The sequence below is a fragment of the Phyllobacterium sp. NPDC097923 genome (assembly GCF_044760925.1).
GTDB classification, from domain to species: Bacteria; Pseudomonadota; Alphaproteobacteria; order Rhizobiales; family Rhizobiaceae; genus Phyllobacterium; species Phyllobacterium calauticae.
In genome coordinates this window covers 241463-266319 of sequence record NZ_JBIWBL010000001.1, presented here as the reverse complement: position 1 = coordinate 266319, position 24857 = coordinate 241463, and the positions used below count along the sequence as shown (strand labels likewise).

26 protein-coding genes, 1 tRNA gene and 1 pseudogene are annotated in these 24857 nt (G+C 56.9%); 6 read left to right on the top strand and 22 right to left on the bottom strand.

The window, feature by feature from the left end:
• Positions 1-302 precede the first annotated feature (302 nt).
• The 3 genes from ACIQWS_RS01350 to ACIQWS_RS01340 all read left to right on the top strand — a co-directional run bounded on the left by ACIQWS_RS01350 (position 303) and on the right by ACIQWS_RS01340 (position 3481).
• On the top strand, positions 303-2690 hold the full coding sequence (locus ACIQWS_RS01350) for an EAL domain-containing protein (RefSeq protein WP_403169519.1): 2388 nt from the start codon (positions 303-305) through the stop codon (positions 2688-2690).
• A 381-nt stretch (positions 2691-3071) separates the two neighbouring features.
• The gene (locus tag ACIQWS_RS01345; protein ID WP_223612134.1) at positions 3072-3254 is read left to right on the top strand and encodes a hypothetical protein; all 183 of its coding nucleotides are present in this window, start codon (positions 3072-3074) and stop codon (positions 3252-3254) included.
• 41 nt (positions 3255-3295) lie between these two features.
• The gene (locus ACIQWS_RS01340) at positions 3296-3481 is read left to right on the top strand and encodes a hypothetical protein (RefSeq protein WP_105737844.1); all 186 of its coding nucleotides are present in this window, start codon (positions 3296-3298) and stop codon (positions 3479-3481) included.
• A 120-nt stretch (positions 3482-3601) separates the two neighbouring features.
• Here the strand turns inward: ACIQWS_RS01340 and ACIQWS_RS01335 are convergent, their stop codons facing one another.
• The 12 genes from ACIQWS_RS01335 to ACIQWS_RS01280 all read right to left on the bottom strand — a co-directional run bounded on the left by ACIQWS_RS01335 (position 3602) and on the right by ACIQWS_RS01280 (position 14516).
• Positions 3602-4774: a type IV secretion system protein gene (locus ACIQWS_RS01335; RefSeq protein WP_403169515.1), complete on the bottom strand. Its 1173-nt coding sequence runs from the start codon at positions 4772-4774 to the stop codon at positions 3602-3604.
• A gap of 3 nt (positions 4775-4777) precedes the next feature.
• A complete protein-coding gene (locus ACIQWS_RS01330) occupies positions 4778-4963 on the bottom strand; it encodes a hypothetical protein (RefSeq protein WP_403169513.1) in 186 nt (61 codons plus the stop codon).
• Entirely contained in the window at positions 4960-7380 is a 2421-nt protein-coding gene (locus tag ACIQWS_RS01325) for a VirB4 family type IV secretion/conjugal transfer ATPase (protein ID WP_403169511.1), read from the bottom strand. Before ACIQWS_RS01325 ends, ACIQWS_RS01330 begins: the two co-directional genes overlap by 4 nt.
• On the bottom strand, positions 7377-7679 hold the full coding sequence (locus ACIQWS_RS01320) for a type IV secretion system protein VirB3 (protein ID WP_288191817.1): 303 nt from the start codon (positions 7677-7679) through the stop codon (positions 7377-7379). The genes ACIQWS_RS01325 and ACIQWS_RS01320 overlap by 4 nt, the downstream gene beginning before the upstream one ends.
• Position 7680: 1 nt before the next feature.
• The gene (locus ACIQWS_RS01315) at positions 7681-7953 is read right to left on the bottom strand and encodes a TrbC/VirB2 family protein (RefSeq protein WP_403177334.1); all 273 of its coding nucleotides are present in this window, start codon (positions 7951-7953) and stop codon (positions 7681-7683) included.
• Positions 7954-8030: 77 nt separating this feature from the next.
• The gene (locus tag ACIQWS_RS01310; protein WP_403169508.1) at positions 8031-8771 is read right to left on the bottom strand and encodes a lytic transglycosylase domain-containing protein; all 741 of its coding nucleotides are present in this window, start codon (positions 8769-8771) and stop codon (positions 8031-8033) included.
• 5 nt (positions 8772-8776) lie between these two features.
• Complete coding sequence (virB11, locus tag ACIQWS_RS01305) at positions 8777-9880, bottom strand: P-type DNA transfer ATPase VirB11 (protein ID WP_403169506.1); 1104 nt, start codon at positions 9878-9880, stop codon at positions 8777-8779.
• Between the two features lie 51 nt (positions 9881-9931).
• Entirely contained in the window at positions 9932-11230 is a 1299-nt protein-coding gene (virB10, locus tag ACIQWS_RS01300; protein ID WP_403169503.1) for a type IV secretion system protein VirB10, read from the bottom strand.
• A gap of 3 nt (positions 11231-11233) precedes the next feature.
• Positions 11234-12055: a P-type conjugative transfer protein VirB9 gene (virB9, locus tag ACIQWS_RS01295; RefSeq protein WP_403169500.1), complete on the bottom strand. Its 822-nt coding sequence runs from the start codon at positions 12053-12055 to the stop codon at positions 11234-11236.
• Positions 12052-12753: a virB8 family protein gene (locus tag ACIQWS_RS01290; RefSeq protein WP_403169498.1), complete on the bottom strand. Its 702-nt coding sequence runs from the start codon at positions 12751-12753 to the stop codon at positions 12052-12054. Before ACIQWS_RS01290 ends, virB9 begins: the two co-directional genes overlap by 4 nt.
• 267 nt (positions 12754-13020) lie before the next feature.
• Positions 13021-13905 (bottom strand): EamA family transporter, encoded by an 885-nt coding sequence (locus ACIQWS_RS01285; protein WP_403169495.1) that lies wholly within the window; start codon positions 13903-13905, stop codon positions 13021-13023.
• Positions 13902-14516, bottom strand: coding sequence for a nitroreductase family protein (locus ACIQWS_RS01280; protein ID WP_403169493.1), 615 nt, complete (start codon positions 14514-14516; stop codon positions 13902-13904). The genes ACIQWS_RS01285 and ACIQWS_RS01280 overlap by 4 nt, the downstream gene beginning before the upstream one ends.
• 109 nt (positions 14517-14625) lie before the next feature.
• Between ACIQWS_RS01280 and ACIQWS_RS01275 the strand changes: the two genes are divergently transcribed.
• A complete protein-coding gene (locus tag ACIQWS_RS01275; protein WP_403169490.1) occupies positions 14626-15516 on the top strand; it encodes a LysR family transcriptional regulator in 891 nt (296 codons plus the stop codon).
• Positions 15517-15700: 184 nt separating this feature from the next.
• Positions 15701-15777 (top strand) — tRNA-Arg (locus tag ACIQWS_RS01270).
• Here ACIQWS_RS01270 and ACIQWS_RS01265 read toward each other — a convergent pair.
• From ACIQWS_RS01265 to ACIQWS_RS01235, 7 genes are all read right to left on the bottom strand, one after another.
• Positions 15748-17358, bottom strand: coding sequence for a recombinase family protein (locus ACIQWS_RS01265; RefSeq protein WP_403169487.1), 1611 nt, complete (start codon positions 17356-17358; stop codon positions 15748-15750). The two genes, ACIQWS_RS01270 and ACIQWS_RS01265, sit on opposite strands and share 30 nt — an antisense overlap.
• A 15-nt stretch (positions 17359-17373) precedes the next feature.
• A complete protein-coding gene (locus ACIQWS_RS01260; RefSeq protein WP_403169485.1) occupies positions 17374-17598 on the bottom strand; it encodes a hypothetical protein in 225 nt (74 codons plus the stop codon).
• 256 nt (positions 17599-17854) lie between these two features.
• A complete protein-coding gene (locus ACIQWS_RS01255; protein ID WP_403169482.1) occupies positions 17855-18916 on the bottom strand; it encodes a hypothetical protein in 1062 nt (353 codons plus the stop codon).
• The gene (locus ACIQWS_RS01250) at positions 18916-20607 is read right to left on the bottom strand and encodes a site-specific integrase (RefSeq protein WP_403169480.1); all 1692 of its coding nucleotides are present in this window, start codon (positions 20605-20607) and stop codon (positions 18916-18918) included. The genes ACIQWS_RS01255 and ACIQWS_RS01250 overlap by 1 nt, the downstream gene beginning before the upstream one ends.
• A 152-nt stretch (positions 20608-20759) precedes the next feature.
• The gene (locus tag ACIQWS_RS01245) at positions 20760-21017 is read right to left on the bottom strand and encodes a helix-turn-helix domain-containing protein (protein WP_403169477.1); all 258 of its coding nucleotides are present in this window, start codon (positions 21015-21017) and stop codon (positions 20760-20762) included.
• A 256-nt stretch (positions 21018-21273) separates the two neighbouring features.
• Positions 21274-21798: a hypothetical protein gene (locus ACIQWS_RS01240; RefSeq protein ID WP_403169474.1), complete on the bottom strand. Its 525-nt coding sequence runs from the start codon at positions 21796-21798 to the stop codon at positions 21274-21276.
• A 90-nt stretch (positions 21799-21888) separates the two neighbouring features.
• Positions 21889-22176: a hypothetical protein gene (locus tag ACIQWS_RS01235; protein ID WP_403169471.1), complete on the bottom strand. Its 288-nt coding sequence runs from the start codon at positions 22174-22176 to the stop codon at positions 21889-21891.
• 128 nt (positions 22177-22304) lie between these two features.
• Here ACIQWS_RS01235 and ACIQWS_RS01230 point away from each other — a divergent pair, with 128 nt between their 5' ends.
• Positions 22305-22646: a helix-turn-helix domain-containing protein gene (locus ACIQWS_RS01230; protein WP_403169468.1), complete on the top strand. Its 342-nt coding sequence runs from the start codon at positions 22305-22307 to the stop codon at positions 22644-22646.
• Between the two features lie 401 nt (positions 22647-23047).
• Here the strand turns inward: ACIQWS_RS01230 and ACIQWS_RS01225 are convergent.
• The 3 genes and pseudogenes from ACIQWS_RS01225 to arsB form a co-directional block, all read right to left on the bottom strand.
• Positions 23048-23353: pseudogene (locus ACIQWS_RS01225) on the bottom strand (hypothetical protein); the annotation flags it as partial.
• Positions 23354-23366: 13 nt separating this feature from the next.
• A complete protein-coding gene (arsC, locus tag ACIQWS_RS01220; protein ID WP_403169465.1) occupies positions 23367-23789 on the bottom strand; it encodes an arsenate reductase (glutaredoxin) in 423 nt (140 codons plus the stop codon).
• Entirely contained in the window at positions 23789-24850 is a 1062-nt protein-coding gene (gene arsB / locus ACIQWS_RS01215) for an ACR3 family arsenite efflux transporter (RefSeq protein ID WP_403169462.1), read from the bottom strand. Before arsB ends, arsC begins: the two co-directional genes overlap by 1 nt.
• Between the last annotated feature and the right edge of the window lie 7 nt (positions 24851-24857).

Sequence of the window (24857 nt, the reverse complement as noted above, 5' to 3'; positions counted from 1 at the left end):
ACTGCAACAATACAGCCCCCGGCCTTTCGGTCCGGGGGCTTTTTATTGTGGAGACAAGACTCAAGCAGCGTCTATTTGAATGGAGTCATCGCCCGCAGGCCGCATGTTTTATTAAAATTTTATACTTTGGATAATCCCATCCATTCATTTGCGTAAATACTTCTTCCGCCCATTTTATATTTGTTTACTTAAATATCACTCTGACCTGTTCAAAACGGCAAATAACTCTCCTCTTAAGTTAGACTTAAGATGACAAATAATAGAGTTATCCAAGAAAAGAATTCAAAGCAGGGAACAAACGTATGTTGACAGTATACAATTGTATCGTCAATCAGCACGATATCAGGCTTGTCTTTCTTGCCGCCGCCATCTGTATCTTTTCTTGCCTGACGGCTGTTGATCTTCTTCGTCACGCCCGCAACTCGGCACATCAGGCCGTTTGGCTGAGCGTTTCCGCGGTTTCCTGCGGCTTCGGCATCTGGGCCACGCATTTCATCGCGATGATGGCGTTTTCACCCGGCCTGCCCAACGGCTATGACGGCCTTCTCACCATACTATCCCTCGTCATAGCCGTGCTCGTCACAGGCCTTGGTGCGCATACCGCAATCACCGCCAGATGGCAGAATGCGGATCTTGCCGGCGGCGCCATTATCGGCGCCGGTATCGCCGCCATGCATTTTACCGGCATGGCTGCCTTTGAGGTTGAAGGTAGAATTACCTGGGATCCCACTCTTGTCGCGGTGTCCATTGGTGCCGGCATTGTCCTTGGCGCTTTCGCCGTCCGCCTGGCGCTGGCCAAAGCGGAGGACAAAACCCGTCATGCGGCAGCCGGCATGCTGACCCTGGCGATTTGCAGCCACCATTTCATTGCCATGGGCGCGGTCGCGATCATTCCGGATTCGTCCATCTCCGTTCCGGCAAATGCACTACCCGCCAGCCTTATTGCCATAACCGTGGCGCTGGTGAGCACCCTCATTCTCGTCGCCAGTTCGATTGCGTTCACGGTCGACGTTCATAACCGCAGAAACAAGCTCGAGCTGCAGCGCATGCACAAGCTGGTCAATGCAGCCGTGGAAGGATTGGTCATCTGCGATGGAGACATCATTGTAACCGCGAATGAAAGTTTCCTGGCATTGGCAACCATGGAGAGCGCCTCCCTTGAAGGCACATCGCTGGCAACCTTCCTGCCCGATACGCGCCTGCGCTCCAAATTGCTGAGTGATCAGAATGAATTGATCGAGGCCGATCTTGTGGGCGGCGATGGCCAACTCGTCCCTGTGGAACTCATCGCCCACACGATCGACTTCAATGGCAAATGGCATCGCGCGCTTGCGGTCCGCGACCTGCGCTCGCGCAAGGAAGCGGAGGCGCACATCAGCTATCTCGCGCACCATGACGCGCTCACCGGGCTGCCCAACCGCCGCAATTTCAATGCCCGTCTCGACCAGTTGATTGCAACTGCGGCAAGCGGCGAAGAAACCTATCTCGCGTTGTTCTGCCTGGACCTTGACCGGTTCAAGGAGGTCAACGACCTGTTCGGCCATGCGGCCGGTGACGATATATTGCAGCGGGTTTCAGGCGCGATCACGCGGCTCCTCGGCAAGGACGACATGCTGGCGCGCCTTGGCGGCGATGAATTCGCCGTTCTCGTCCCCGGGCTCGTCACACCAACGGCGGCCTGCCGCCTGGCTGACAGAATCCTCGAGGCACTGCAGTCGGAGAATTCAAATTCCCCGATCGGCTTCCTGATTTCAACCAGCATCGGCATTGCCATCTTTCCTGTCGATGCGACCGATCGCGAAACCTTGCTGAACCAAGCCGACACGGCCCTTTACCAGGCCAAGGCGGAAGGCCGTAACACCTATCGTTTCTTTGAAGCAAAAATGGGGGCCCAGGCCAGGGAGCGGCGCCTGATAGAGCACGACCTGCGCAATGCCCTGCAGCGCAATGAGCTGCGGCTGGTCTATCAGCCGCAGATACGGATGGACACCGGCGCGATCACCGGCTTCGAAGCCCTGATGCGCTGGCACAATCCGCGCCAGGGCGATATTTCCCCTACGGTGTTTATCCCCATCGCCGAAGAGAGCGGCATCATTTTGCAGCTTGGCGAATGGGCGTTGCGGGAAGCCTGCCGCGAAGCGGCCAGCTGGGACAAGCCCCTGTCTGTTGCCGTCAATGTCTCTGCCGTGCAGCTTTACAGCCACGATTTCACCCAGCGCGTACACAGCGCCTTGCTGCAAACGGGCCTGCCGGCACACCGGCTTGAACTCGAGATCACCGAAACCGCCCTTATAAAGGATACCAACCGCGCCCTGACCACGTTGCGCCAGTTGAAGACACTCGGCGTGCGTATCGCCATGGACGATTTCGGTACGGGCTATTCCTCGCTGTCGAACGTGCGCGCCTTCCCGTTTGACATGATCAAGATTGACCGCTCCTTCATCAAATCGGTCGACAAGAACGAACAGGCGGCCGCCATCGTCAAGGCGGTGCTCGGCCTTGGCCGGGGTCTGGGCATGCCGGTTCTTGCTGAAGGCATCGAAACCCCGGACGAGCTGGAGTTCCTGATGGGCGAATCATGCAGCGCCGGGCAAGGATTCTATCTGGGCATGCCCGGCCCGATGGAGGGTTTCCGGCATCTCGTCAGCGACGGGACGCAACCGGTGGACAAGAAACTCGTCGCACTCTGAGGTCGTTCTGGACGCGGCGCCGCGCAGGGGAGCCGCGTTCCATCGATTGGCCCACGGCACCTCTGCCCCCACCTTTTCCGCGAAAAACGATTCAGGCACGGCGCAGCTTTACGCGCCGGAACATTGCCGCCTCATTTTAGAAACATCACGGAAACAAAACGCTACAAACCGGAAATATTGTCGCAATGTTCCCGCTCCATAAAGAGCAAGTAAAATGAATTTGTATTCTCGAATAACAGGAGAATACATTTCTTCTTCCCGCAGGTGGCCGTGAGAAATATTTCGACTTTACCAACAATACTGCTAGCCGGAATGATGCTCTCCACAAGCGCTGACAGTGTATTTGCAGCGGAGCGACCACCATCACGCAAAGAGCTTTGCGTGAAATTCCAGGCAGAGGTTCATCAAGCAATCATCGAGCATGCCGAGGCTCCCCGGGCGGCCAAGGCAAAATCACTGCAGAAAAAGGCTATCCGCTTTTGTGCAAGCAATCGGCAGGCACAGGGCATACGGACCTTTGCAAAAGCACTGAAAGTACTCGGTGTGCAACCCGCCAATAATTGACGGTTGCATCACAACAGCCCCAACTGAGAGGAAACGGCATTATGAAAAAGTCACTCTACACAGCACTTGGTCTTGCACTTGCCCTTGCATTCTCTGCGCCTGTGCTCGCCACCAGCAGCACCACAGCATCGGCAGCACCGATGAAAAAGCATCATCATATGAAGAAGCATCATCGCCACATGAAGAAGCATCATCGCCATCATCGTCATCATGCAAAGAAGATGTAACAACAGCGGCTTGATTTGAACGACCCTTAAAATGATGCTGGTCAGCGGACGCCGTTGACTGGCATCATTTTGTTTTGACGCTTGATCATCTGCATTCTCGACCTGCCCCGGCGGGGATCGCTACCGGTTGCGGGTCTGCCGGTTTATTGCAAGGTTCCGGTCCTGAATATCCCGTATCAACGTATCGTTCATTTCGGACAGCGATGACGGGGTGCCCTGCATCCCCGGCGGAACCGGGCTCGTGCCCGATGGCTTTGTGAGGATCGCCCTCCCGCTGTTTCCGCGCGCGGCGGCAAGGGAGGCAGGGACTATCCGGCCGGCCCCGCCTTGCAAAACATCGCCGATCCATTGTTGCGCACCGCTGGCTATGCGGGCGCTCAATGGGACAATCTGCGCCAGAAGAAACAATCCCGAAAAACAGACCAGCACAAAGGGCGCGATTTCCTTGACGGTTGGAACCGCCCCCTGATCCATCGATACTTTCAAGGCGATCACAACCTCTTTGATGATCAGCAGGAAGAAACTCAAAAACGCATAGAAGAAGATCGGGACGAGCATTGTCTGAATGGCAACACTCAGCCAGCCGGAAAAGAACCGCGACACGCCCTGAAACAGCAGCATCACAATAAAACCGGGGGCCAAAGCCAGGACAATCCACAATGCGAGCTTCGAGAACAGCATCAGGAAAACCGCATATCCGACAAACAAAGCTGCCGCGATCCAGACAATGCCGGAATGCAGGGAAGACAATAGCCCGTCCGCTGGCGGCGCTCCCCTGACGGCCGGGCCGGATTTGGCCGCGGGATCGGCCTCCGGCGGCGCCTGTTTTGCCGCCGGAACTGACGTGACCACGCCCGTGGCCGGCGCAGACATCCGCGCCGAAGCCAGCAGCGCTATCTGATAGAAATCATGGAGATCCCGTTCAACCGTCGTTTGCGACATGGCGCCACGACCGACATTGACGATGTTGTTCATCATGACCGCAGAGATGGCGGTGGGAATGCCCGAAATGACACCATAGGCCAAGGTTTGAATTGGCCCCCACCCCGTGGCAATCGAGAAGATGATGGCGATGCGAAACAGGCGGAAGGCGATGTCAATGACGCTGCTTTCACCCCGGCCCTGCCAAAACCGGAATCCCCAGAATATCAGGTAGAGCACCAGCAGCCCGGACAAGACAGGCGTGAGCTGACCGGCAAAAGCCCCGTATGTGGACGCCGTGAAACTTCTGCCGAGACGATCGATATTGTCCGACATCAGAGCGATGTAATTGGGTGCTTCCGGCAAGGCCATGGCTCAGGTCTCAAACCCGAACAAGGCAACCAGCGCTTCATTCACCGGTCTGAGTGGCCCGCAGTCGCGTGCCGTTGCGGCAAACGAGAACAATCCGGGGGCACAGGGGGTTTTCAACCTCTGATCGCTCCCGCAGGCGGTGCCCGTCATCATGATGCAGAGCAGCAGGCAGATGGTGCGAAACGTCATGTCTTGTCTCCGGGGCGGCAAAAGGCAGGCAGCCATTTCTGCGGATCATCACCCAGATGACGGCGCAGGGCAGTCAGTTCCTCGATTGTATCGGCGCGGGCGGATAAAACCTTGATCAGGTCATCCATGCCGTTCAGGCGCAGGCGTGCAATGACCGATTCCTGTCCATGCTTGATCAGGAACGACCGGCTTGATGCGTCGGCTGTCCGTATCCACTGGATTTCCCGTGCCGAGAGACCAAAGCCCGTGGTGTGGCTTTGCAGATCGGCATGCGGATTGGGGAAAAAGATGTGCGTTGCGCTCTGCTCCATCAGCGTATTGGCAAGCGAAGAGGACGCGATGTCCGATGCACTTTGCGTGCCGAAGCCAACAACGCCGTTGAACTTCCGGATCGTCTTCATCTTGTCCTTGATGAAGGCGGCAAAAATATCGTCGTCGAGAAGCCGCCAGCCCTCGTCCAGGAAAATCAGCAGCGGGTTGCCGTCGAGCAATTCGTCTAGCCGATGGAAAATATACATCAGCGCCGCACTGCGGATGAGCGGGTCATCGAGCACCTTTGTCATGTCAAATCCCGCAACATCGGACCATGTGAAATGATCCCTGGGGTTGTTGAACAACCAGCCAAGCTGGTCCGGGCGCAGCCATTTGTCGAAACGGGAGAGAAGATCATCGCCGCCGGCGCGCAGGCGCCCGCGCAGCAGGGAACCGAAGGCGCCCAACGAGCGCATGTCCGGACCCGAGGCAAAGATTTGCGCAATGGCCGAGCGGAGGACGCTTTCCTCCCCGGCGGGCAGCGCTGCACCATCCGGCCGCCGCACCATGAGTGAAAACAGCTGGAACAGGAACTCGCGGTTGGGTCCCGTGTCGGGCAGGGACAGCGGATTGAAACCCGAGGGCTCCCCGGGCTCCAGGACGGCATAATTGCCTCCCAGTGCCCGGATGAAGATTTCGGCACCGCGATCCTTGTCGAAGAAAATACAGCGCGGTTTTGGCGCGATGCGTTGCGACTGCGCCATCAGAAACGAAAGAGCCACCGTCTTGCCGGAGCCGGAGGGGCCGATCATCGTGAAATTTCCAAGATCGCGCACGTGGAAATTGAAGAAATAGGCGGTTTGACTCGTCGTCTCCAGCAGCGAAATGGCGCTGCCCCAATGATTGCCGTCGGTTTTGCCGCTCGGGAAATTATGCAATGACAGGAACCCGGAAAAGTTCTTCGAGGAGATCATGGCCGAGCGGGCGATATAGGAGAAATTCCCGGGCAATTGAGCCCAGAAGGCCGGTTCGCAATTCAGATCCTCGCGCAACCAGAGAATGGCCTGGTCCGTCAGGGTAGCGCCGACGGCGCGGATGCAGTGATCAAGCTCTGCCTTGTCGTCGCCGAGGCACATGATGGAGAAATGGTGATTGCCGTAAATCGAACGCGCGCCCAGCAGTTCATCTCGGGCACTGTTGAGCTGGCTGCCCACCACGGAACCGGCTTCATCGGCCATGGCGATCTGCCGGGAGACGCGCTCTATCTGCGCCTGCACGACAGGCTTGTCGACGATCGCAAAGCTTTGGCTGACGATAAACTCATGCGGGACCTTCAAAAGCCCGTCGAGCAGCAGCGGTCCGGTATAGGGTGGATATTCCCGGATGGAAAGCATGGCGCCCAGCCTGCTGTTGTCAGGCGGGGTCGATCCAACGAACTCGATGGCATTGCGGCCGAAGTGCAGCCGTTTCATTGCCAGCGCCCCGTCAAGCGGCATGCGCGGCAGCCGCATGTTGACCGGTTCCAGGCCATTCACGATCTGGACGAGGAACTCCAGCGGTTCGGAAAAATAGACCCCCGGTTGCGGCTCGCGAATACCAAGGCATCGCGCGCCGTAATCCTGCAGGACATCACGGATGTTAAGAACGGCATCCTGCAGTTCGCGCAGATCCTGCGCTTCGCCGGAAGCCCCGCCATCATCGGACGCCTTGGCAAACAGACGCCGCGTCGCCTTGTCGATGACGCCAACCTGGCCGCGCAGGGGACGGCGGACGATGGTGACGTACATGTCATTGACGAACATGCGCTGCTGCTCGAGTTGCGCCATGTATCGCCGGTTCAATTCATCGGCGAAGGGGTTGTCGAACCTGCCCGCGAGGCCCGGTTGAATGCGGCGGCGTATCATATGGCCATAGACGGCATAGCGGCTGCTGCCGAGGGAGCGCAGCAGGGTGTTGCGTGCTTCCAGCTTGCCGTTCAGCTGCGCCATATCGGCGGTCTCGAAACAGAAGCCGTCAAGTTTCAGAACGCTCAACAGATAACCATCCCGGGTGCGCAACACCGTGTCATCCACGTGGCGTGTATAGGGGATGTGGGCTGCAACGGAGCGCTCGCGCTGGCTCGACGAACCAAACCGCATCTCCCGGCGGACGGGACGGCTGGTCATGGACGGTCACCGGCTGCATAGCTTCTGATGCCCCAGACCGCTTTGGATTGCGGCGGCGCCTTCGACATCTTCACGCGCAGGATGGTGAAAATCTGATCGTCCAGCAATGTCAGGAAGTAACCAAGGCTGTGGATCGGCAGGACGAGCAAAAGCATGAGCAGGTTCTTCGTTGCCAGGAATGTGCATGCGGTCACGACGATGTTGAACATGGCGAACATGTAGGGAACCCCGAACAGCGTCGGCGCGCGGGTCAGGGCTTTGACCAGAGGCACGAGATCTGGCGCATCATCCGGGATCATCTCAATGCCCCAACGCACTCTGGAAGAAGGCGACGATCTGCGTCGACCCGAACACCAGGACAATCCCCATGATCACCGACCCGGCAATGCCCCAGGTGAAGCGCCCGGTCCAGGCGAGAAACCCGCAGCTGATGACGGCCAAGATGGCGATCATCGAGGCAATTGGCCCGGTGAGAATGCCGATGAGGGTCTGCAGGACAGACTGCACCGGCTGCAGCCCCGTCTGGGCATGAGCGCTCTGGACCAGAATGCAAAGAGCTATCCAGGCCGCTATCCCGCGGGTGACGACACGCCCGGCGAGCGACGGCGACAGGACGATTTTGAAAATGAACGAATGAAAAAGCACTTTGATTACTCCACGTGAAGAACAAATCCTTGCGTCCATGCGCCGATACTGCCTGCATCGGGTTTGTCCGGCGCCTTCCTGCCTTGATAGGCGGCTTTCCCAGGCAATTTGCGGTCACCAAGCGACCGCCAGTCGTACACGTCCGAAAGCACGCTCGCGATGTAACGCACCGTCTCGGGATAAAGCGGAATGCCACCCTTTTGCTCCACGGCAAGCTCACCGGCATTGTAGGCGGCGAGGACATAGAGCGGATTGGCATATTTGGTTTGCAGGTGTTTCAGATACCGCACGCCGCCGCGGACATTGTCCTCCGGGTCGCAAATATCCACCTCGAACCGGCGTGCGGTTGCCGGCATCAATTGCATCAGGCCGATGGCACCGGCGCTGGAGACGCTATCCATGCGAAAGCCGCTTTCCTGCCGGGCCACAGCGACGGCAAGCGCCACATCGGCATGCTCCTCCCTGGCGATGCGCTGGACCAGCGCCTTGCCGTCTTCGGCCGAAGGCACGCGTTTGAACTGGCATACCGCCATATCCGCCGCCGGTTGCGGCGCTGCGGTTCTTTCGCCGGACGCCGTGATCTTGACCGGCGGCATGCCGGGATCGTTGGCTTCGACGGCACGGGCTGCTTGCGGGACAGTCAGGCCAAGCAGGCAAAGACCGATCAGAACCCGCCTCGGCCGATGAGCTGTGCGGGCAAAACGGCCTGTGTCGACGGCAGCAGGACCGCTGGACCTGTTTGCCACGCAGCTCATGGGGCACCGCGCGCGCGACGGCCGGAGGCGTTCCACAACATGTTTCCCGGTACGGCTTTGGGGCGCCCGGTCTGCCTGACATAGGGAGCGTAAAAAATCTCGGACACGGCGCCGGGCCGACCCGCTTTACGGCCGAGTTGCACGACAACCGGCAGCGTTGCATGCAGATGATCGATGATTTCCGGTTTTGAAAGACCGCCACCCCCGCCAAAGCCGCTTTGCATGACCAGCATTGCCAAGCGTTCATAAGCCGCACGCGGAGAATTTGCGTGAACCGTGGAAAGCGAACCGGGATGCCCCGTGTTGATGGCCTGCAGGAAATCCAGCGCCTCGCCGCCGCGCACTTCCCCGAGCAGCAGGCGGTCGGGGCGGAGGCGCAGTGACGCTTCCACCAGACGCCGCATGTCCACCTGTGCGATGTTCTGATTGCCCCGTGATGCGATCAGCCGGACATGGTTGCCGTGCGGCGGCATGAGTTCGGGCGTATCCTCGATTGTGATGATCCGCTCATGCCCCGGTATTTCCCGCATCAAGGCGTTGAGAAACGTTGTCTTTCCCGTTCCAGTCCCGCCTGAAATGATCATGGAGATACGGTGACGCAGCGCCAAATGGAGGAATTGCGCGATATCGCCCGCATCGAGGTGGTCGCACAGGGCCTGTTCCTCCTCGGTCAAGACATCGGCCCCGCCGGTCACCCGCGCGCGGAGAAGCGCACCAGCCTCGGCATAGTCGGAGAGCGACAGATCGCGAACGATCTTCCGCCGGATGGCAATGGCGCCACCGTCCGGTGCCGCGGGCGGCAGCACCACCTGAACCCGCGAACCATCCGGCAGGGATGCGGAAAGCAGCGGCTCTTCTTCATTGACAAACTGATGACTGGCGGCGGCGACCCGCTCGGCCATGAAGCAGATCCGCTCGCGGGTCAGCTCCGGCAGATTGAGCGCAACCATACCCGCCTGCAGCGCGCCTGAACCATATTCGACGAAAACCCTGTGCGGTTCATTGATGCAGATCTCGATAACATCCTGCCTTTCCAGCAGCGATTGCAGTGGCGCAAAGGCCAGCGAGATCAGATCGTCGTTGCGGGAGACCATGCCCATCAGAAAGCCTCGCGCGGCACAAAACCCCGGAAGGCGGATGCGTGCGGGTTTCTATTGTCCATAGCCGTCGCGCCCCCGTTTGAGCTCCCGCAGTTTTTCGCGCACCGGATCCGGGTAGAGATCGGAAAAATCGAGATCGCGGCGGACAAAGATGGCAACCGGCGTTCCCTGATTGATCGTGATCGTGGGTGGAATGTTCAGTGACCCCTTCAAGGCCTCCCCTGCGACCTGAGCCAAGGTTTGCGCCGCAACCGCAGCGCCCTTTGCCGCCATGTTCGCGCCGATATCGATATTGGGACGGGTCGTGACGGTCCGGACTTCATTGGTCTTCGGATCAACATAGGTTGTCGTCACCGGGCCTGAATTCAGGCTGGACGATGTGTCCGTGGAAGCCAATATTTGGCCTCCAGCGGAAATCGCACTGAGCAGGATCGCGGAACCGTATCGCTCAAAAACATGCCTGTTCACATGGCCGTTCATTCCGGAGCGGCCAAGCTCATCCGTGCCGATGGAAGCGAGATTGATGGACACGCCGTCCGACCGCAACAGCCGGGTCCAGACGATGAATGCCCTTGTCTGCCCCTGCGCCAGTCCGGCGTTGTATTCGCCGATCAGCCGCGTGCCCGATGGCACGAGAATCCGCCTTCCGTCGAACGACCAGACATCATCCGTGGTTATGGCCCGCACCATTCCCGGCAGGTCTGTCTGGACTGACGTTTCGAGGACACCCCGCACAACAGTGCCCTGCGGCACCAGCGCGTCGATGCGCGGGTTCTTTTCAGCCTTGGCCGTTTCTGCGGATTTTCCGGAGAGGGACGCGAGAAACTGGTCGTTCGGATTGGTGGCTTGAAACGTATCCGGGCTTTTCGGTTTCTCGTCGGCACCCCTCTCATTGTGGGCCGGCTCACCCGTGGCGCCCAGTTCCGAAACGATCATCGGCGAGCGGTAGCGGTCCAGTTGCTTCGCATGATAGGCCGCCTCCTCCGCCTCGGCACGGCGGCGTGCTTCTTCCTCGGCGCTGCGCCGCTCACGTTCCGAATCATCAGTGTTGCCCGCCTTTGCTTCGATCACCGCTGCGGCTTGCGGCAGGAGCGGTGCGGCTTTCCGTTCGGGCGGCGGCGTGAGATTGAGCTGGCCCGCACGGGATGGCAGGAAAGCTTCGTCGGACACAGCGCGCTCGCCTTGCGGCGGCCGCGGGTGGCTGAACAGCGGCAAGGCAAAAAGTCCGGTTGCCCCTGCCGCAAGACATAGGCCAACGATGCCGGCTCGCAAGGTGCGCTTTGGTTCCAGCAGGCGGGAACCTGTCCCTGCCTCGATATCCAGACTGCGATGGTAGTCGAGATCGGGCATCGCTTATCTCCAGCGTCGCTTGGAGGCGGGAGCATCGGCGATGATAGCCGGCGCGGCGACAATCGATGGCGCTGTTTTCCTGTTCAGATTGAACAGGCAGGTCGCATAACCGCCGTGCCGCAGCATCCACTGCTTCGCAATCTTGTCGACAACGATGTAATCTCCCTCACGCCGGTAATTGGCGAGGATTTCGCGCTTGCCTCCTTCAACACTGAAGATCGCCGGAACATCGCCCTGAAACCGGAACCATGTCTTGACGCCGTCATCAAAAGCCTCGGCCGGTTTAAGCGCGCGGTCCCCGCGAAAATGATAATCCGTATTGGCATCTTCATGGCGGAACCCGGCGCGGTTTGGTTCCGATACCAGCCGTTGCGCCTGGGCCAGAAGCTTGGCGTCCATCTCCACGTCGGGATACCGGAACCTGATCATGTAGGTCTGGTCAGACTGCGAATCCGGATGCGCGCGCAGGACGAAGGTGTAGACATGCTTGTCACTGACGATGTTCATATTCGTCGCGGCTTTCGGCTCCACCGGCTTGAGGAAAATGATGTTGCCCTTCTTGTTGGGCTCGATTTTCCAGGAAATACTGTCGCCAACGGCAACCGTTTCGATTTTTTCCGTGTCGCCCAAAACGATCATCGTCGACACGCCATAGGTTGCATCGACCGCGACGACATTGCTGGGGTTGTAAGTCACCGTCCTGACACGGGCATCCGCGGCTCCGCGGCGCGGCGCCACTTCCGCCTGCGCCGCATGGATGACCGCCGCCACCGTTATCGCGACGCCAACCGGCAATACCATGCGGGCGCGGGCACGTATCCTCATGGCTGGTACCGGTCACCGGGAGTGCCTTGCCCTGACAGGCTTTCCTGATCGCGGCGATAGTCGACGACCTGAAAACCAAGCGGATTTTCGAACCGCCATTCATTGGGCATGGGCGCTTTGGAATACTGGAAATGCAGGAGAGAAACCCAGTGTTCCTCGGCGCCGGACTCGCGGCCTGCCCGCTGTGTGGAAAACCGGACCACGGCCGTAAGCCTGTTGGGAAGTTGTATGGATTTGATCTTCAGTTCCACCCGGGTCTCGCGGCCGAAGCGCGTCACCGGATTGTCCGTATTGGATGGGCTGTAGAGCGCAAAGAGATCCCGCGCGGCATCGCGTGTCGACAACAGCTGGGCAAGATCAAAATTGTCTTTCACCGTTGCCGGATCATAGGTCTCGCGCGCTTTCAGGTAACGAACCACATACATGCGCGCGATCGCTTCGTTCTGTGTCAGATCACCGTCAGCAAGTGGTTGTTTTATCTCCATAAACCCGGTTGTCTTATCGACTTCGATGACATAGGGCTCGAAGCTCTTGAGCGGAAGCAGCAAGGCCAGACAGGTCAACGTCAGGCAGGCCAGGGCAAAGCTGATGACAGCCACCAGCCATGCGGTCAACCGGGACCGCTTCACCGTGCGGATGACATCGTTTTCCCAGCGGACGGCTTCGCTGAAATAGCGCCTGTCCGGCCCGGGTGCCAACCCTGCCTCGATTGTGTTTTCATTGGATCCAGACGCATTCATCACTGCCGGCGAAACCTTGAAATCGGTAAAACTGAAAATTCTGAAATGAAAACTTTGTAATATGACCGCGTGCCCTGCCTCGATTGCGCAGCGCCCGAAGAACCGTTCAAGTTGTAAATATCATGCGAACGCGGAACACAATTCGACTTTGGTCTGATGCCTTTCGCCCAGGCAGGAGAAGATGAGGTTTTGCCGCTTCCTGCGGTAGGCCGCCGGCCGACTTTCCTAGCGGGTTTCAACGGCTCCGGGGGCGGAGACCGGAGCCGCGCTGGCCCGTTGTCCGAGCCAGATGCTGCCAATGACGAGAACGAGCCCCCCGATCTGCGGTGAGGTCAATGTCTGATTGAGGAACATCCATCCGAGCAGCACGGCGGTCAACGGGCTGAGGAACAGGAGCAAGGACACCACCGCGGATTGCATTCGTGCAATGCCCCGGAACCACAGGACATAGGTCAGGGCAGCGCCGATCAGCCCAAGCCACCCCAAGCCAAGCAGATTGGCCGCACTCGGGAACGGCATGGGCGGCTCGAAAAGCAGCGCCATCGGAACGAGAAGCAGCCCCCCGGCCGTCAATTGCCAGGCCGTGAAGGTGAGCAGCGATACCGGCGGTTGCCACTTGCGGGTCAATACATTTCCGAGGGCCATGGAGACCGCTCCGGCAAGGCCGGCTGCAACACCAACCCCGTCGAGCGCCGCATTGGGGGCCAGCACCAGCAGCGCGACACCAGCGATCCCGACAAGGGCGGCATAGATCGATACCAGGCGGGCCGGACTGGCGAGAACGAACGAGGCGAGAAAAACCACGATCAATGGCTGGACCGCCAGCACCGTCGCGGCAACGCCGCCCGGAAGCCGGTAGGCCGCGATGAACAGCATGCTCAGGAAGATCGCGATGTTGAGGGCGCCGAGAACAAAACTGCGCAGCCACCAGATGCCGGCCGGAAGCTGCCGAACGATCAGGAGCAGCAGCAGTCCCGCCGGCAAGGCGCGCAGCATGGCGACCGTCATTGGGGAAAAGCCCGGCAGGAAAGCGGTGGTGACGATATAGGTACTGCCCCAGATGACGGGGGCAATTGCCGTCAGCAGCAGGTCGGAACCGCGCGCGCTCATGATAGTTCCAGAACCTCGGCCAGGGGACGGCGGGGCTTCTGCGGCCAGTTTCCGGGCGCGGCGCGGCCAACGGTGACGAGCATCACCGGCACTTCATTCGGCCCAAGGCTGAACGCGCGCGCAACGCCTTCGGCATTGAAACCGACCATCGGGCCGGAGACGAGGCCCAGCGCTTCGGCGGCCAAAATCAGAGTTGCGGCACCAAGGCTCGCTGAGCGCACGGCTTCATCGCGCGCTGTCTGAGGATCGGCATATTGTGTGCGGGCTCCTTCCTGCCATACCGCGGCCATCTCGCCCGGCATGAAACCAGCCTCGACGAAGGGACGCAACCGCTCGGAAAGGGCTGCGTGGTCGGGAAGTTGCCCGCAGACAATGAAGGTAACGGCGGCATCGCGCACCTTGGTTTGACCGTGGGCCAGATGCTGCAACCGGACCTTGGACTCGGGTGCGCGCACTGCAATGAAGCGCCAGTTCTGCAGGTTGTAAGCGGTCGGGGCACGCGTTGCCAGACGCGTCAGCTCCCTGATTTCCGCATCCGACAGCGTGTGCGAGGCATCGAAACGATTGGCTGAAACACGCTGTTCGATCAGAGCGATTGTAGGATTGGTCATCACGTCATTCCAAACTTGGTATGTGGCTTTGACATCACATAGATAATTCACCTGATGATGATAATATGCGATATAGGAAAGTGATAATTCACTATTGGAAAACTATGACATGGATCATCTCACGGCCCTGCGGGTCTTTCGCCAGGTGGCGGAACGCAACAGCTTTGCCGAAGCCGGGCGCCGTCTCGGCCTGTCGCCGCCCGCGGTCAGCAAGAACATTGCCGAACTGGAGGCGCATCTGGGCGTTCGGCTCATCAACCGGACGACGCGGCGCATGGCGCTGACCGAAGAAGGCCGGATTTATCTGGAGCATGTGATCCGCGGGCTCAATGCACTGGCCGAGGCGGACGAAGCCCTGTGTCCGATCAAGGCGGAAGCGAGCGGCACTTTGCGGGTCAGCGCCCCGATGACGGTGACGTTGACACGGCTTTCGGCCGCAATCCCCGGTTTCCTGTCGCGCTATCCCGGCCTGCACCTCGATCTGCATCTCGACGACAGGCGGGTCGACATCGTCCGGGAAGGATTTGACCTTGCCATTCGCGGCAGCGACAATCTGGAGGATTCCAGCCTGATTGCGCGGAAACTCGCCGTCATGCCCCATGTCCTCTGTGCGGCGCCCTCCTATTTCGAGGCGCACGGCAAACCTGAAGAACCGTCGGATCTGAAGGCGCACACCTGTGTCCGGTTCAGCCTTTCCGGCCATGCCGACCTTTGGGAGTTCCGCAAGTTCGGCCGCACGGAGAGTATCACCGTCAACAGCCGATACTCGGTCACCTCAAGCCTTGCTGTGCGTGACGCGCTGCGGGCGGGCTTCGGCGTGAGTTTGATGCCCTATCCCTATGTCGCAGACGACCTGAAGGAGGGCCGGCTTCAATCGGCGCTGGATGACTGGAGCACGGTGGAAACCACGCTCTATGCCATCTACCCGTCCCGGCAGCACGTCGCGCCGAAAATCCGCGCCTTTCTCGATTTCCTCATCGACGCATTCAGCCGGGAATAAATGAACGCGGCTGCACCCGCGCTGACCGACCCATGCGCCGGCTTGTCTGGGAATGGTGACCTGTCCGATGCACGGCGTGCGGCTGGCACAATCATTTCTTTCGGGAAGGTGCGAAATTCGCCATTGAAGCCAAGGGCCGCATCGGTTAGAACCGCTTCGCGCATGCGAGCTATCGCAGCCTCATGCACCCGTAGCTCAGCTGGATAGAGCGCTGCCCTCCGAAGGCAGAGGTCACAGGTTCGAATCCTGTCGGGTGCGCCATTCTCGAACAAAAGAGAGAACTGCCGGTGGTGCTGCCCCGATGTCATGGGAAGCAGCTTTTGCAAGGATCGATTTCGATCCGCTGATCCTGATCTCCTTCTTCGTAACCCTTACCTCCTGCATGAGTATTCGAACATAAGCTTGGCGGAATTCCGCAGAGCCGTTCTCCAATTGAGCTCGCAGTAATTTGGCAAACTGTTCGATTCGCTCCGGTGTGATTTCAGCTTGGTTCGATGAAAGCCGCTCTTGAAGTTCTTTGATTTCGATAGACAGGTCGTCGCGCTGAAGTTTCAGGCCGAGCAAACGAACTTTGAGATTCGGGTCCTCGGCCTCCATCAGCCCATTTTCCACCAATGCCAGTAGTCGCGTTAAGGCCGCTTGGACATCGCGGTGCGACTGGCGTAGCTTTTCGATCTGATGCTTATTGCGGTCGGCACGCTCGGTTGCAGATTGAAGATAGCTCTTGAGCAGAAGCTGAAGGCGCACAGGATCAAGAACGTGCTGCATGATTTCGCCGATGACGATCTCATCAAGCCGGTCCATCCGCATCCGGATCCCATCACAAGCGAAGGCACCTTCTTTCAATTTGCGCGAACAGCAATAATAGCGATAGGCGCCACCCTTCCCTGTGTTCTGTATCAGCGCGGCATCGCAGTAGCCGCAACGAGCGATGCCAGCAAGCAATGTGGGACCATTCACAACGCGAGGAGCCATACGCTTGGGGTTGCGACTGTGAAGCAATCCCTGAACGCCGTTGAAGGTCTTTTCATCGATGATGGCTGGCACCTCGAGTTCTACCCATTGTGATGGAGGACGTACGCGCCTGTTACGACTATCGCTGCGATTGAAATGATGCTTGCCAATGTAGGAGGTGGAGGTCAGCAGGTCGTGAATGCCTCCTGTGGAAAACCTCAATCCACGCCGGGCAATACTGCGTTCGTTGAGATAGGTCGCAATAGCCTTCACGCCTAGTGGCCGTCCACGCTCGCCGGAGGCTAGGGCAAATATCTGGCGGATAATACGCGCTTCTGCTTCATTGATCACAAGAACCTTCTTTTCCTTGGCCCCGCGAAGCTCTTTGACTTCGACATTATAACCAAACGGAGGGCGAGCGCCGTTCCAGAAACCTTGACGGGCATTTTCGAGCATGGCGCGATGGACGTGTTTGGCGTTCTCCCGCGATTGGTGTTCGTCGAAGATATTCAGGACCTTGCGAATGAACTCCCCGCTGCCGTCCTGACCAATATCCTGGGTAATGGAAATTAGCTCGACCCCGGCTTTGCGCAACTGACGAACGTAAAGTTCCGAATGCATGGCATCACGTGAGAACCGACTCAGCGAATGAACGACCACATAGTCAATCGGATGGTCGGATCGCGTTGCCTTGAAAATCATCTCCTGAAACGCTGGCCGATCCTCGTCGAGCGCCGATGCGCCTGGCTCAGAAAAGACTTCGATGACCTGCCATCCCTGCCGGTCACAATAGGCGCGGCATCGGTTGACCTGATCAGGAATGGAGAGATCGCTTTCAGCCTGACGTGTAGTGCTGACCCGAACGTAAATTACCGCTTTGCCTGTCATCGGGCATAACTCCGCTCAAACTTCGTCGCGGAGTAGGGTGTTAATCTCTTCAGAGAGAAATGCGCGTAGCAGGCCAATCTCTTCGGCAGTAATCGGAAGGAATAATGGAAAATCGCTGATGAGCGCAGCGTCCAGAGCAGAAGCTGAACCTTTCTTGCATTCAGCATCGGACGCAGACTCGACAGTTGCGCTGTCGAGCGGTTCTTTCTCTGCATCAAAATCTTGGCTCGGATGTTCCATTTCCGATCTTGTATGAGCAGAAACGGATCACAACCAGCCCACTCCATTGCCACTGGTGCAGTTACGAGTCCGCCCCCACCGGCACGTGGATACTGACTGGCATGGTTAGTGTTGTTGTTCTGGTCCCGTTGTATAGACAAACGGGTTGCCCCATCATGTACTGGCGACACTGTGCGATCATTGGCTTGGCTCTCGATGAAAGTCCCAGAGGGGCCCAATTGCCGTGAAGGCACGCTAATATTTGCAATTAATTGCATCAGCCTTTTGACCCATTCCGCAACTGATCCAGCAGATCGCCGTAAGTTTTTGCTGCTGCAAACGTCCCCGCCTGATTGTAATATGCTTGGCTGCTTTTCAGAGTGGCATGACCAAGCACCGACTTGGTGATTCCAACATGCGCCGCGTCATGGACGGCCACCATTGTTGCACTGATGTCGCGAAAAAGGTGCGGACTGACGCGACGACCGAGATGCCGCTTCGTCAAACTACCGATACGGATAGTAATCATGCTTTCAGTTAGAGGTCGGCCTCGCCGCCCGATCCAGAATGCTCCATCACTTTCAACTCTATCACTTCCGATCAAAACTGGCCGTACATCCCGGAGATAGAGATCAATCGGTGCGTTCAGCCATTCAGGACAAAGGAAATCGATTGCGACCTCCTTCTTGGTCTGTTCCTTCGGAAACTGAATTCTGTAACCACCCTGATTTTGAACAAGAGAACCGCCAATGCAAAGTGCTGAGAGATTGCGTAGCCGCAATGGCCGGGCCACGAGCATCGCTATCATCAAACCATCACGATACAGCGGGGCACCAGAACGGCGCCCCTTCTGTACAAGTTCGACTCCCGCAACCATCAAGCGCTCTGCCAGAGCCAGAAGTTCCTGCGGCAGCGCCATGCGTGGCAGCTTCGGGCGGGACGGCACGGCATTGTTGGCAAGCCTGTGAGCGAGCTTTGTGAGCCATGGCAGTCCGTCAGGTGGAACGGTTGCCCGCAGCATATAAGCAATACCCCGAATGACCGTTGCGACAGTATGGTCAGACCGACCTGGGCCGTAGCTATCCAGAAAGGATTGAACATTGTCACGGTCGACGCGATCCGCCGGCATCGCCATCTCCTCGAGCAGGCTGTGCGTCTGCAGCCAACTAAGGTAGACGCCATAGCTTTTCTCTGTGCCCCGGATAGTGGCCGGGCGCCAAGCGGCAGCAAGGCCTCCACTATCGAATGGGCCCGCCGGAGTTAGTGCTGCAAGCCAAAGAGAACGATCAGCAATCGGCCAGTTCTCGAGTTTCATCGTGGAAATACTCAGCTTATCCATCACTGCTTATCCTCGAATACGAAACCGGCATTACCGTGCACCAACTTGCTCAGAACTTGGTCGTAGCGTTCAAATGCTGTTTTGGTTTCCGTTCCGGCATAAAAGCTTACGGTCGTCATTATGTTTTTGTGACCAAGAAGCTGACGCACCGTCTCATATTGGCCGGGATTGGCGCCGAGGAAGGTGAAAGCAGCAAAGTGGCGCATGAGGTGCGCATTTACTGCAAAACCGGACTCGCGCTTTACGAAACTCGCAAACTGCTTGGACAAGACGCCAGGATCTTTCGGAATGCCAGCCTGCCCAATAAAAAAGCGACTTGTTGGAAACTTGAAAAGCCGTGGTCGGAACACAGCCACATAGCGCTCAAGTAGAGCACTCGTCTCTTCATTCAGTTCTGCATCAATGGGTTTTGCATTTTTAACTTCCGCCGCTTCAAAGTGAATGCGCCAGCGACCGCCATTTTTGCCGACCGGACGCTGAATATGTTTGTCCAGATCAAGCGTTGCAGCATTCTTAATGCGGATCGGCAGGTGCAACAGCAGAGCATGGAGCGCAGCAAATTGCATCCTTTGGGCTTCACGAATTGTCGGCTGCGTCACATGCATCAGTTCATCGGCAACCTTAAAGGGCAGTGTAATAAAACTCCGTTTCGCTCTCACGTCCGTGAACTGCGCGATACGCTCCCGGTTCTTGACTGTCATCCCGTTGGGACGATGACGGACTCGGCGCGCTAGTTGCTTTAGGACATCAATTTGGTCATCAGGCACATTTGCATATCGTGCGACGCTGAGCACCGCAGTCATCATCCCGTGCAGGCCTGGGCGCGTCCGGTCATCAAGGACACGCCCGTTCAGGTGAGCGGTCAAACCCGCTTTGACAAGATCAATGCGGACACAATTGGAAATGGAAGAAAGTATTTCCAGTGCAACACCTGTTTCCAAAAGACGGGACAGATACCAGCGCAGCTTGTCGAGATAACCATCTACAGTGATAGGCTTAATCGAACGGCCGCCATCGTCGGAGAAAATATCGCCGGCCAGCACCTTCTTGCGATACTCTTCAAGTTCCCTTTGCAGAGTTTGGGGAAAGTCAGACCATTTCAAACCACGCCAGCCGGTCGGCACAACGTCGGTGATGAATGGGAACGAAGCATCTTCGCGTGCCGCTGCTGCGCGGTTCCATGCGCGGCGTGCGACATGCCAGCGTTCCTTGGGATTAGTCTGTATGGTCTCAGCCAACAGATAATCGAGATACCGGTGAAAGGTATCAGGATCGACTGCTTCAGGAGCAATCTGGAGAGGCGAACACCAGCCGGCAAAACGATGTAACTCATCCTTGTCGCGACGGTTCATCGTCGAAAGCAATTCTTCCCATTTCAATGAAAGTTTGAAGTTGCGACGGCGACGATGAACGGCAATACCCGCGATCTTCATAGCGCGCGTAACTGCCGAAAGGATGTTTGCCCAAGTGTTTTTGGAAAGACCGGCCAACACCCAGTTGGCCTTCGCTGCCCAAACACGGACGGTCACCGGATCTGCAATGATTTCACTACAGTGTTTTCCGAGTACATCTGCAAAACGCTTGAGCTTGGATCGCAGGTCCGTTCGCAGAGTTTCAGGCAGCGTTGTGCTCACGGCGATATGTCCGCGCAGGTCTTCTAGAGTCATAGCGATAGCGTTAGGTCCCGGCATGGTGATGCCTCCTTTGATGATTTGAACGGACTGGAGAGGATGTGAGATGACAGGGGGGCTGTCTGGTGAAACCCCCAAGGTGTATTTTTGTTGAATATTTATATTGGGGATTTCACCAACAGTGCCTCCCCAAGTCCCAAACTAATGGGGTGCTAGGATGGGCACTTGTTTTCGAAGTCCACAACCGCGCTTTCGCGAATACGGACGGCTCGGCCGATATGCAGGACAGCCAATGACTTGCCCGCAATCAGGCGGCGTATGTGCCTAGGGGTCAATTGCCAACGAAGGGCAAGCTCTTGAACTGTGAAAAATACTTCCTGGCCTTCGCGCCGAGGTTTCTTTTCATTGAAATCACTGTTGCGGGGATCGCAATTGCGACTGCGCTGCTTTTGAGGGATCCTGATTGCCATATGGCCTCCTTGTTGTCTCTTCTAACAAACATCAAGCAAAGCTCACCCGTTCGAATAAACCCCGTTTTGCGGCGTCTTGCGTTGAAGTGTTGGTAATTGCTTTGACGAGACAAGACATGTCTGGAAGTGCCTTGGAGGGCAAGGAGGCTCATTTTAAATGGCTCGTTTGGTGCTCCGGGTCAGTCCAAAGCACCAAACAGCTTAGCGATCAAAAGTGCTGGATCTAGTGCCGAGCAATTGGATTTGATTGCAGCGATCAAAGATTGCTTTGATTGATGAGCGACATCAAGGCCGCCTCTTTCTTGATAAGCCCATGACCGTTGTAGACCGCACCATGGGCCATGAGAGTATGGCGTAAGCGCTGATAATCGTCTGGCGCCAGGTAGAATTGAACAACTCGTGCATCTTTCACAGGTGTTTCACCCCGCAACAATGCTTCCAGATCGTGCACGGTGTTCTGCTCCGCCAACTGCAGAAGATATTCACCGTTTTCCATGGTCAGATAACGACCAATGACCTGAAGCTTTGTCCAGCCGATAAAACAGAGTTTTTCTTCCGATACCCCTAGCTCATCGAATTGTCTGCTAATGCGGGCAAGCGCGTATGCTTTCCGGCCGCTAATACCTGCAAGCTCAGCCACTTGCAAAAACAGTTCCGGCTCCTCCTCCTTCAAATCCCGCAACGTTCTTGCCAACTTCAAAAAATTGTCGCCGACGAGGTTCGCAAAGAGTTCCGTTTTCTCTGCAATCGATATCTTCTGCTTTGTCATTTCCCTGCTCATGTTAGGTTTCCACTCAACCTATCGTGGCAAATAATCTATTTTTATCAAATAGTTATATAGAATCCGCGTCGGATTTTGTGTATGCAGAAATCAGGAAAAAACTCCAAACACCCGTAGGGAATAGATTATTGTAAGCAGGAGACTCATTACCGCCAGGATCTTTACAATCCCGATCTCACGTCGGATATCAGCCCAAGCTTCGCGCTCCTGCTTCACTACACGCTGGTCAGGAGGAGCAGGAGTAAACCCAGCAGATCGTTCTAGCTTTCGTTCCAGTTCCAGTGCCGCCTTGGTCTTCGCGACCCGATAATCTTCCTCAGATATCTGCCCGGTAAGACGCTTAACCCTCAACATCAACGCGGGATTGGTCTTCGCCATCCTGAAACTCCCTCATAGTCGAATAGTAATCTGAATATTCGCAATTATCCGTAGTATACTACGATTTTCTGAATATTTCCGCAATATGAACGGTTTTGTATCATCTACTCGTACCTCACTACGGATACATGGACACAAAAGTCAGATTCGGAATGCGCTTGAAGGCCATTCGAAAGTCAAAGAAACTGACCCAGCAGGAACTAGCGGACCGGATGGAACGATCGGTAGACGCTGTGTCCAACCTTGAGCGCGGCAAGAGCCTTCCAAACTTTGAGACAGTGGAACTGCTTTGCCGAGCTCTCAACGTTCCGCTCAAGACTCTATTTGATTTCGACGACGTCAAGCTTTCGCTGAGAAAAACCCAACTTCTGGAAGAACTACAGACCATCGCCCGAGAACTATCGGAGCATGATCTCGACCTTGCTGTGGAGCAGGTCAGAGCAATTAAAAATCGCGCTGTAAGAAAATGAGATAGTCCCGTCGCTGTTTTAAGATAACTCAGGAAAATGGTCGGAACCTATTGTCGTGCTTTATCCAGACAGGATGTCCACCAATATGGCTGCTACAGCTATCGTCGTATCACAACGACGCAGCATCGTGCTGGTCAGACGGAGTTCGTGCAGAGTTGACCAGGGTAAAGGTTCATGCCGTCATCCCCTCGAAGAAGAACCCGTGAGTAACGGCCCGTTTACAACTGGCACAATCAGATCGCGCGGCCCTTTAACCGCCTTAAGAACTGACATCGTGACGCCACCCGCTAAATCAAAACCACGGGGTCTTTTCTTGGCGTCGTTGCAATCGCTGCAGTTAAACTATGAATTCCGTTTGTGGTCTAGCAACGAGATTCCGCAAACTCAAAAGCGCTGGAAAATCAGATGGCGGATTTCATGGAGTTGGGAGAAATCCCATTTGCATTTCCCAATTGGATTGCCGTTTTTAGATTTACCCGCTTTTCCAAGGCCGCTGCATCTTCCTTTCGCTCACTGTAGCGATCCGTGAGATAGCCGGAGATATCACGCGTCAGCAGCGTGAATTTGACCAATTCCTCCATCACATCGACAACGCGGTCATAATAGGCGGACGGCTTCATCCGGCCGCTTTCGTCAAACTCCTGATAGGCTTTGGCGACCGACGACTGGTTCGGGATCGTGATCATACGCATCCAGCGGCCAAGTACCGTATTAGGTAAATCAGACAATGCGCTTTCCCTCGCTGTCGATGACGGCTTCGCCGTCTTCTTTGGCGAACGCACCTTTTTGCGGGCTCGGCAGAATATCGAGAACCGCTTCGGATGGCCGGGCAAGACGCACACCCTTTTCCGTAATGACAAAGGGGCGATTGATCAGGATCGGATGGGCCTCCATGGCGTCCAATAACTGCTCGTCATTCAATGACAGGTCGTCCAGCCCCAGTTCCGTATACGGCGTTCCCTTTTCGCGGATGGCCTCGCGCACGGTCAGCCCTGCCCTGCGGATCAAATCTTTCAATTCCTGTCGGGCGAGCGGCGTCTTGAGATACTCGATGACGGTCGGTTCAATGCCCGCATTGCGGATGAGAGCAAGAACGTTGCGGGACGTGCCGCAGGATGGATTGTGATAAATGCTGACGGTCATCAGACGGTCCTTTCTGCTTTTTGGAGGTTCTGGACGGCTGCGCCACGCTCGTACCAATTCTTGCTGCGGTTGACGATCCAAACGACCGACAACATGACTGGCACCTCAATCAACACACCAACCACGGTGGCAAGTGCTGCACCGGAATTGAACCCGAACAGGCTGATCGCTGCGGCAACCGCCAACTCGAAGAAATTGCTGGCACCGATCAATGCCGACGGTCCGGCAACGCAATGCTGTTCGCCACTGATCCGGTTGAGAATGTAGGCCAGCCCGGAGTTGAAATAGACCTGGATGAGGATCGGCACGGCCAGAAGTGCGATCACAAGTGGTTGCGCGATGATTTGTTCGCCCTGAAAGCCAAATAACATCACGAGCGTTGCAAGGAGTGCCACCAGTGACAAGGGCTGTAGAAATCCGAGCAACCGTTCAAGCCCTGCCTTGCCACTACTTGCCAACAACTGCCTGCGCACGAGCTGGGCGATAATCACCGGAACAATGATGTAGAGCACCACCGAAAGCATCAGCGTGTTCCACGGCACGGTAATTGCCGAGAGACCAAGCAACAGTCCGACGATGGGCGCGAAGGCCACAACCATGATGGCATCATTGAGCGCCACCTGCGACAGCGTGAAATGCGGCTCGCCCCTGGTGAGGTTCGACCAGACAAACACCATGGCTGTGCAGGGTGCAGCGGCAAGAATGATCAGTCCGGCGATGTAGGAGTCAATCTGAACTGCGGGCAGATATGGCCGGAACAGCCAACCGATAAACAGCCAGCCAAGCAGTGCCATGGAAAATGGCTTGACCGCCCAGTTGATGAACAGGGTCACACCGATGCCGCGCCAGTATGCCCCGACCTCACGCAACGAGGCAAAGTCGATGCGCAAGAGCATCGGTATGATCATCAGCCAGATGAGAACGGCCATCGGAATGTTGACATTGGCATATTCGGCAGAGCCGATGGTTTGGAACACGCCGGGAATGAAGTGGCCGAGAGCAATGCCAACGACAATACACAAGGCAACCCACAGCGTGAGATAACGTTCAAAGGCAGACATTGGGTTT

Bases quoted from the DNA above. Each gene is read 5' to 3' on its own strand.
- virB9 (WP_403169500.1), bottom strand. From the start codon at position 12,055: ATGAGGATACGTGCCCGCGCCCGCATGGTATTGCCGGTTGGCGTCGCG.
- ACIQWS_RS01265 (WP_403169487.1), bottom strand. From the start codon at position 17,358: ATGACAGGCAAAGCGGTAATTTACGTTCGGGTCAGCACTACACGTCAG.
- ACIQWS_RS01350 (WP_403169519.1), top strand. From the start codon at position 303: ATGTTGACAGTATACAATTGTATCGTCAATCAGCACGATATCAGGCTT.
- ACIQWS_RS01320 (WP_288191817.1), bottom strand. From the start codon at position 7,679: ATGATCCCGGATGATGCGCCAGATCTCGTGCCTCTGGTCAAAGCCCTG.
- ACIQWS_RS01250 (WP_403169480.1), bottom strand. From the start codon at position 20,607: ATGCCGGGACCTAACGCTATCGCTATGACTCTAGAAGACCTGCGCGGA.
- ACIQWS_RS01285 (WP_403169495.1), bottom strand. From the start codon at position 13,905: ATGAGCGCGCGCGGTTCCGACCTGCTGCTGACGGCAATTGCCCCCGTC.
- virB11 (WP_403169506.1), bottom strand. From the start codon at position 9,880: ATGGGCATGGTCTCCCGCAACGACGATCTGATCTCGCTGGCCTTTGCG.
- ACIQWS_RS01275 (WP_403169490.1), top strand. From the start codon at position 14,626: ATGGATCATCTCACGGCCCTGCGGGTCTTTCGCCAGGTGGCGGAACGC.
- ACIQWS_RS01340 (WP_105737844.1), top strand. From the start codon at position 3,296: ATGAAAAAGTCACTCTACACAGCACTTGGTCTTGCACTTGCCCTTGCA.
- arsB (WP_403169462.1), bottom strand. From the start codon at position 24,850: ATGTCTGCCTTTGAACGTTATCTCACGCTGTGGGTTGCCTTGTGTATT.
- virB10 (WP_403169503.1), bottom strand. From the start codon at position 11,230: ATGCCCGATCTCGACTACCATCGCAGTCTGGATATCGAGGCAGGGACA.
- ACIQWS_RS01235 (WP_403169471.1), bottom strand. From the start codon at position 22,176: ATGGCGAAGACCAATCCCGCGTTGATGTTGAGGGTTAAGCGTCTTACC.
- ACIQWS_RS01240 (WP_403169474.1), bottom strand. From the start codon at position 21,798: ATGAGCAGGGAAATGACAAAGCAGAAGATATCGATTGCAGAGAAAACG.
- ACIQWS_RS01325 (WP_403169511.1), bottom strand. From the start codon at position 7,380: ATGACCAGCCGTCCCGTCCGCCGGGAGATGCGGTTTGGTTCGTCGAGC.
- ACIQWS_RS01255 (WP_403169482.1), bottom strand. From the start codon at position 18,916: ATGGATAAGCTGAGTATTTCCACGATGAAACTCGAGAACTGGCCGATT.
- ACIQWS_RS01335 (WP_403169515.1), bottom strand. From the start codon at position 4,774: ATGGCCTTGCCGGAAGCACCCAATTACATCGCTCTGATGTCGGACAAT.
- ACIQWS_RS01280 (WP_403169493.1), bottom strand. From the start codon at position 14,516: ATGACCAATCCTACAATCGCTCTGATCGAACAGCGTGTTTCAGCCAAT.
- ACIQWS_RS01245 (WP_403169477.1), bottom strand. From the start codon at position 21,017: ATGGCAATCAGGATCCCTCAAAAGCAGCGCAGTCGCAATTGCGATCCC.
- arsC (WP_403169465.1), bottom strand. From the start codon at position 23,789: ATGACCGTCAGCATTTATCACAATCCATCCTGCGGCACGTCCCGCAAC.
- ACIQWS_RS01230 (WP_403169468.1), top strand. From the start codon at position 22,305: ATGGACACAAAAGTCAGATTCGGAATGCGCTTGAAGGCCATTCGAAAG.
- ACIQWS_RS01330 (WP_403169513.1), bottom strand. From the start codon at position 4,963: ATGACGTTTCGCACCATCTGCCTGCTGCTCTGCATCATGATGACGGGC.
- ACIQWS_RS01260 (WP_403169485.1), bottom strand. From the start codon at position 17,598: ATGGAACATCCGAGCCAAGATTTTGATGCAGAGAAAGAACCGCTCGAC.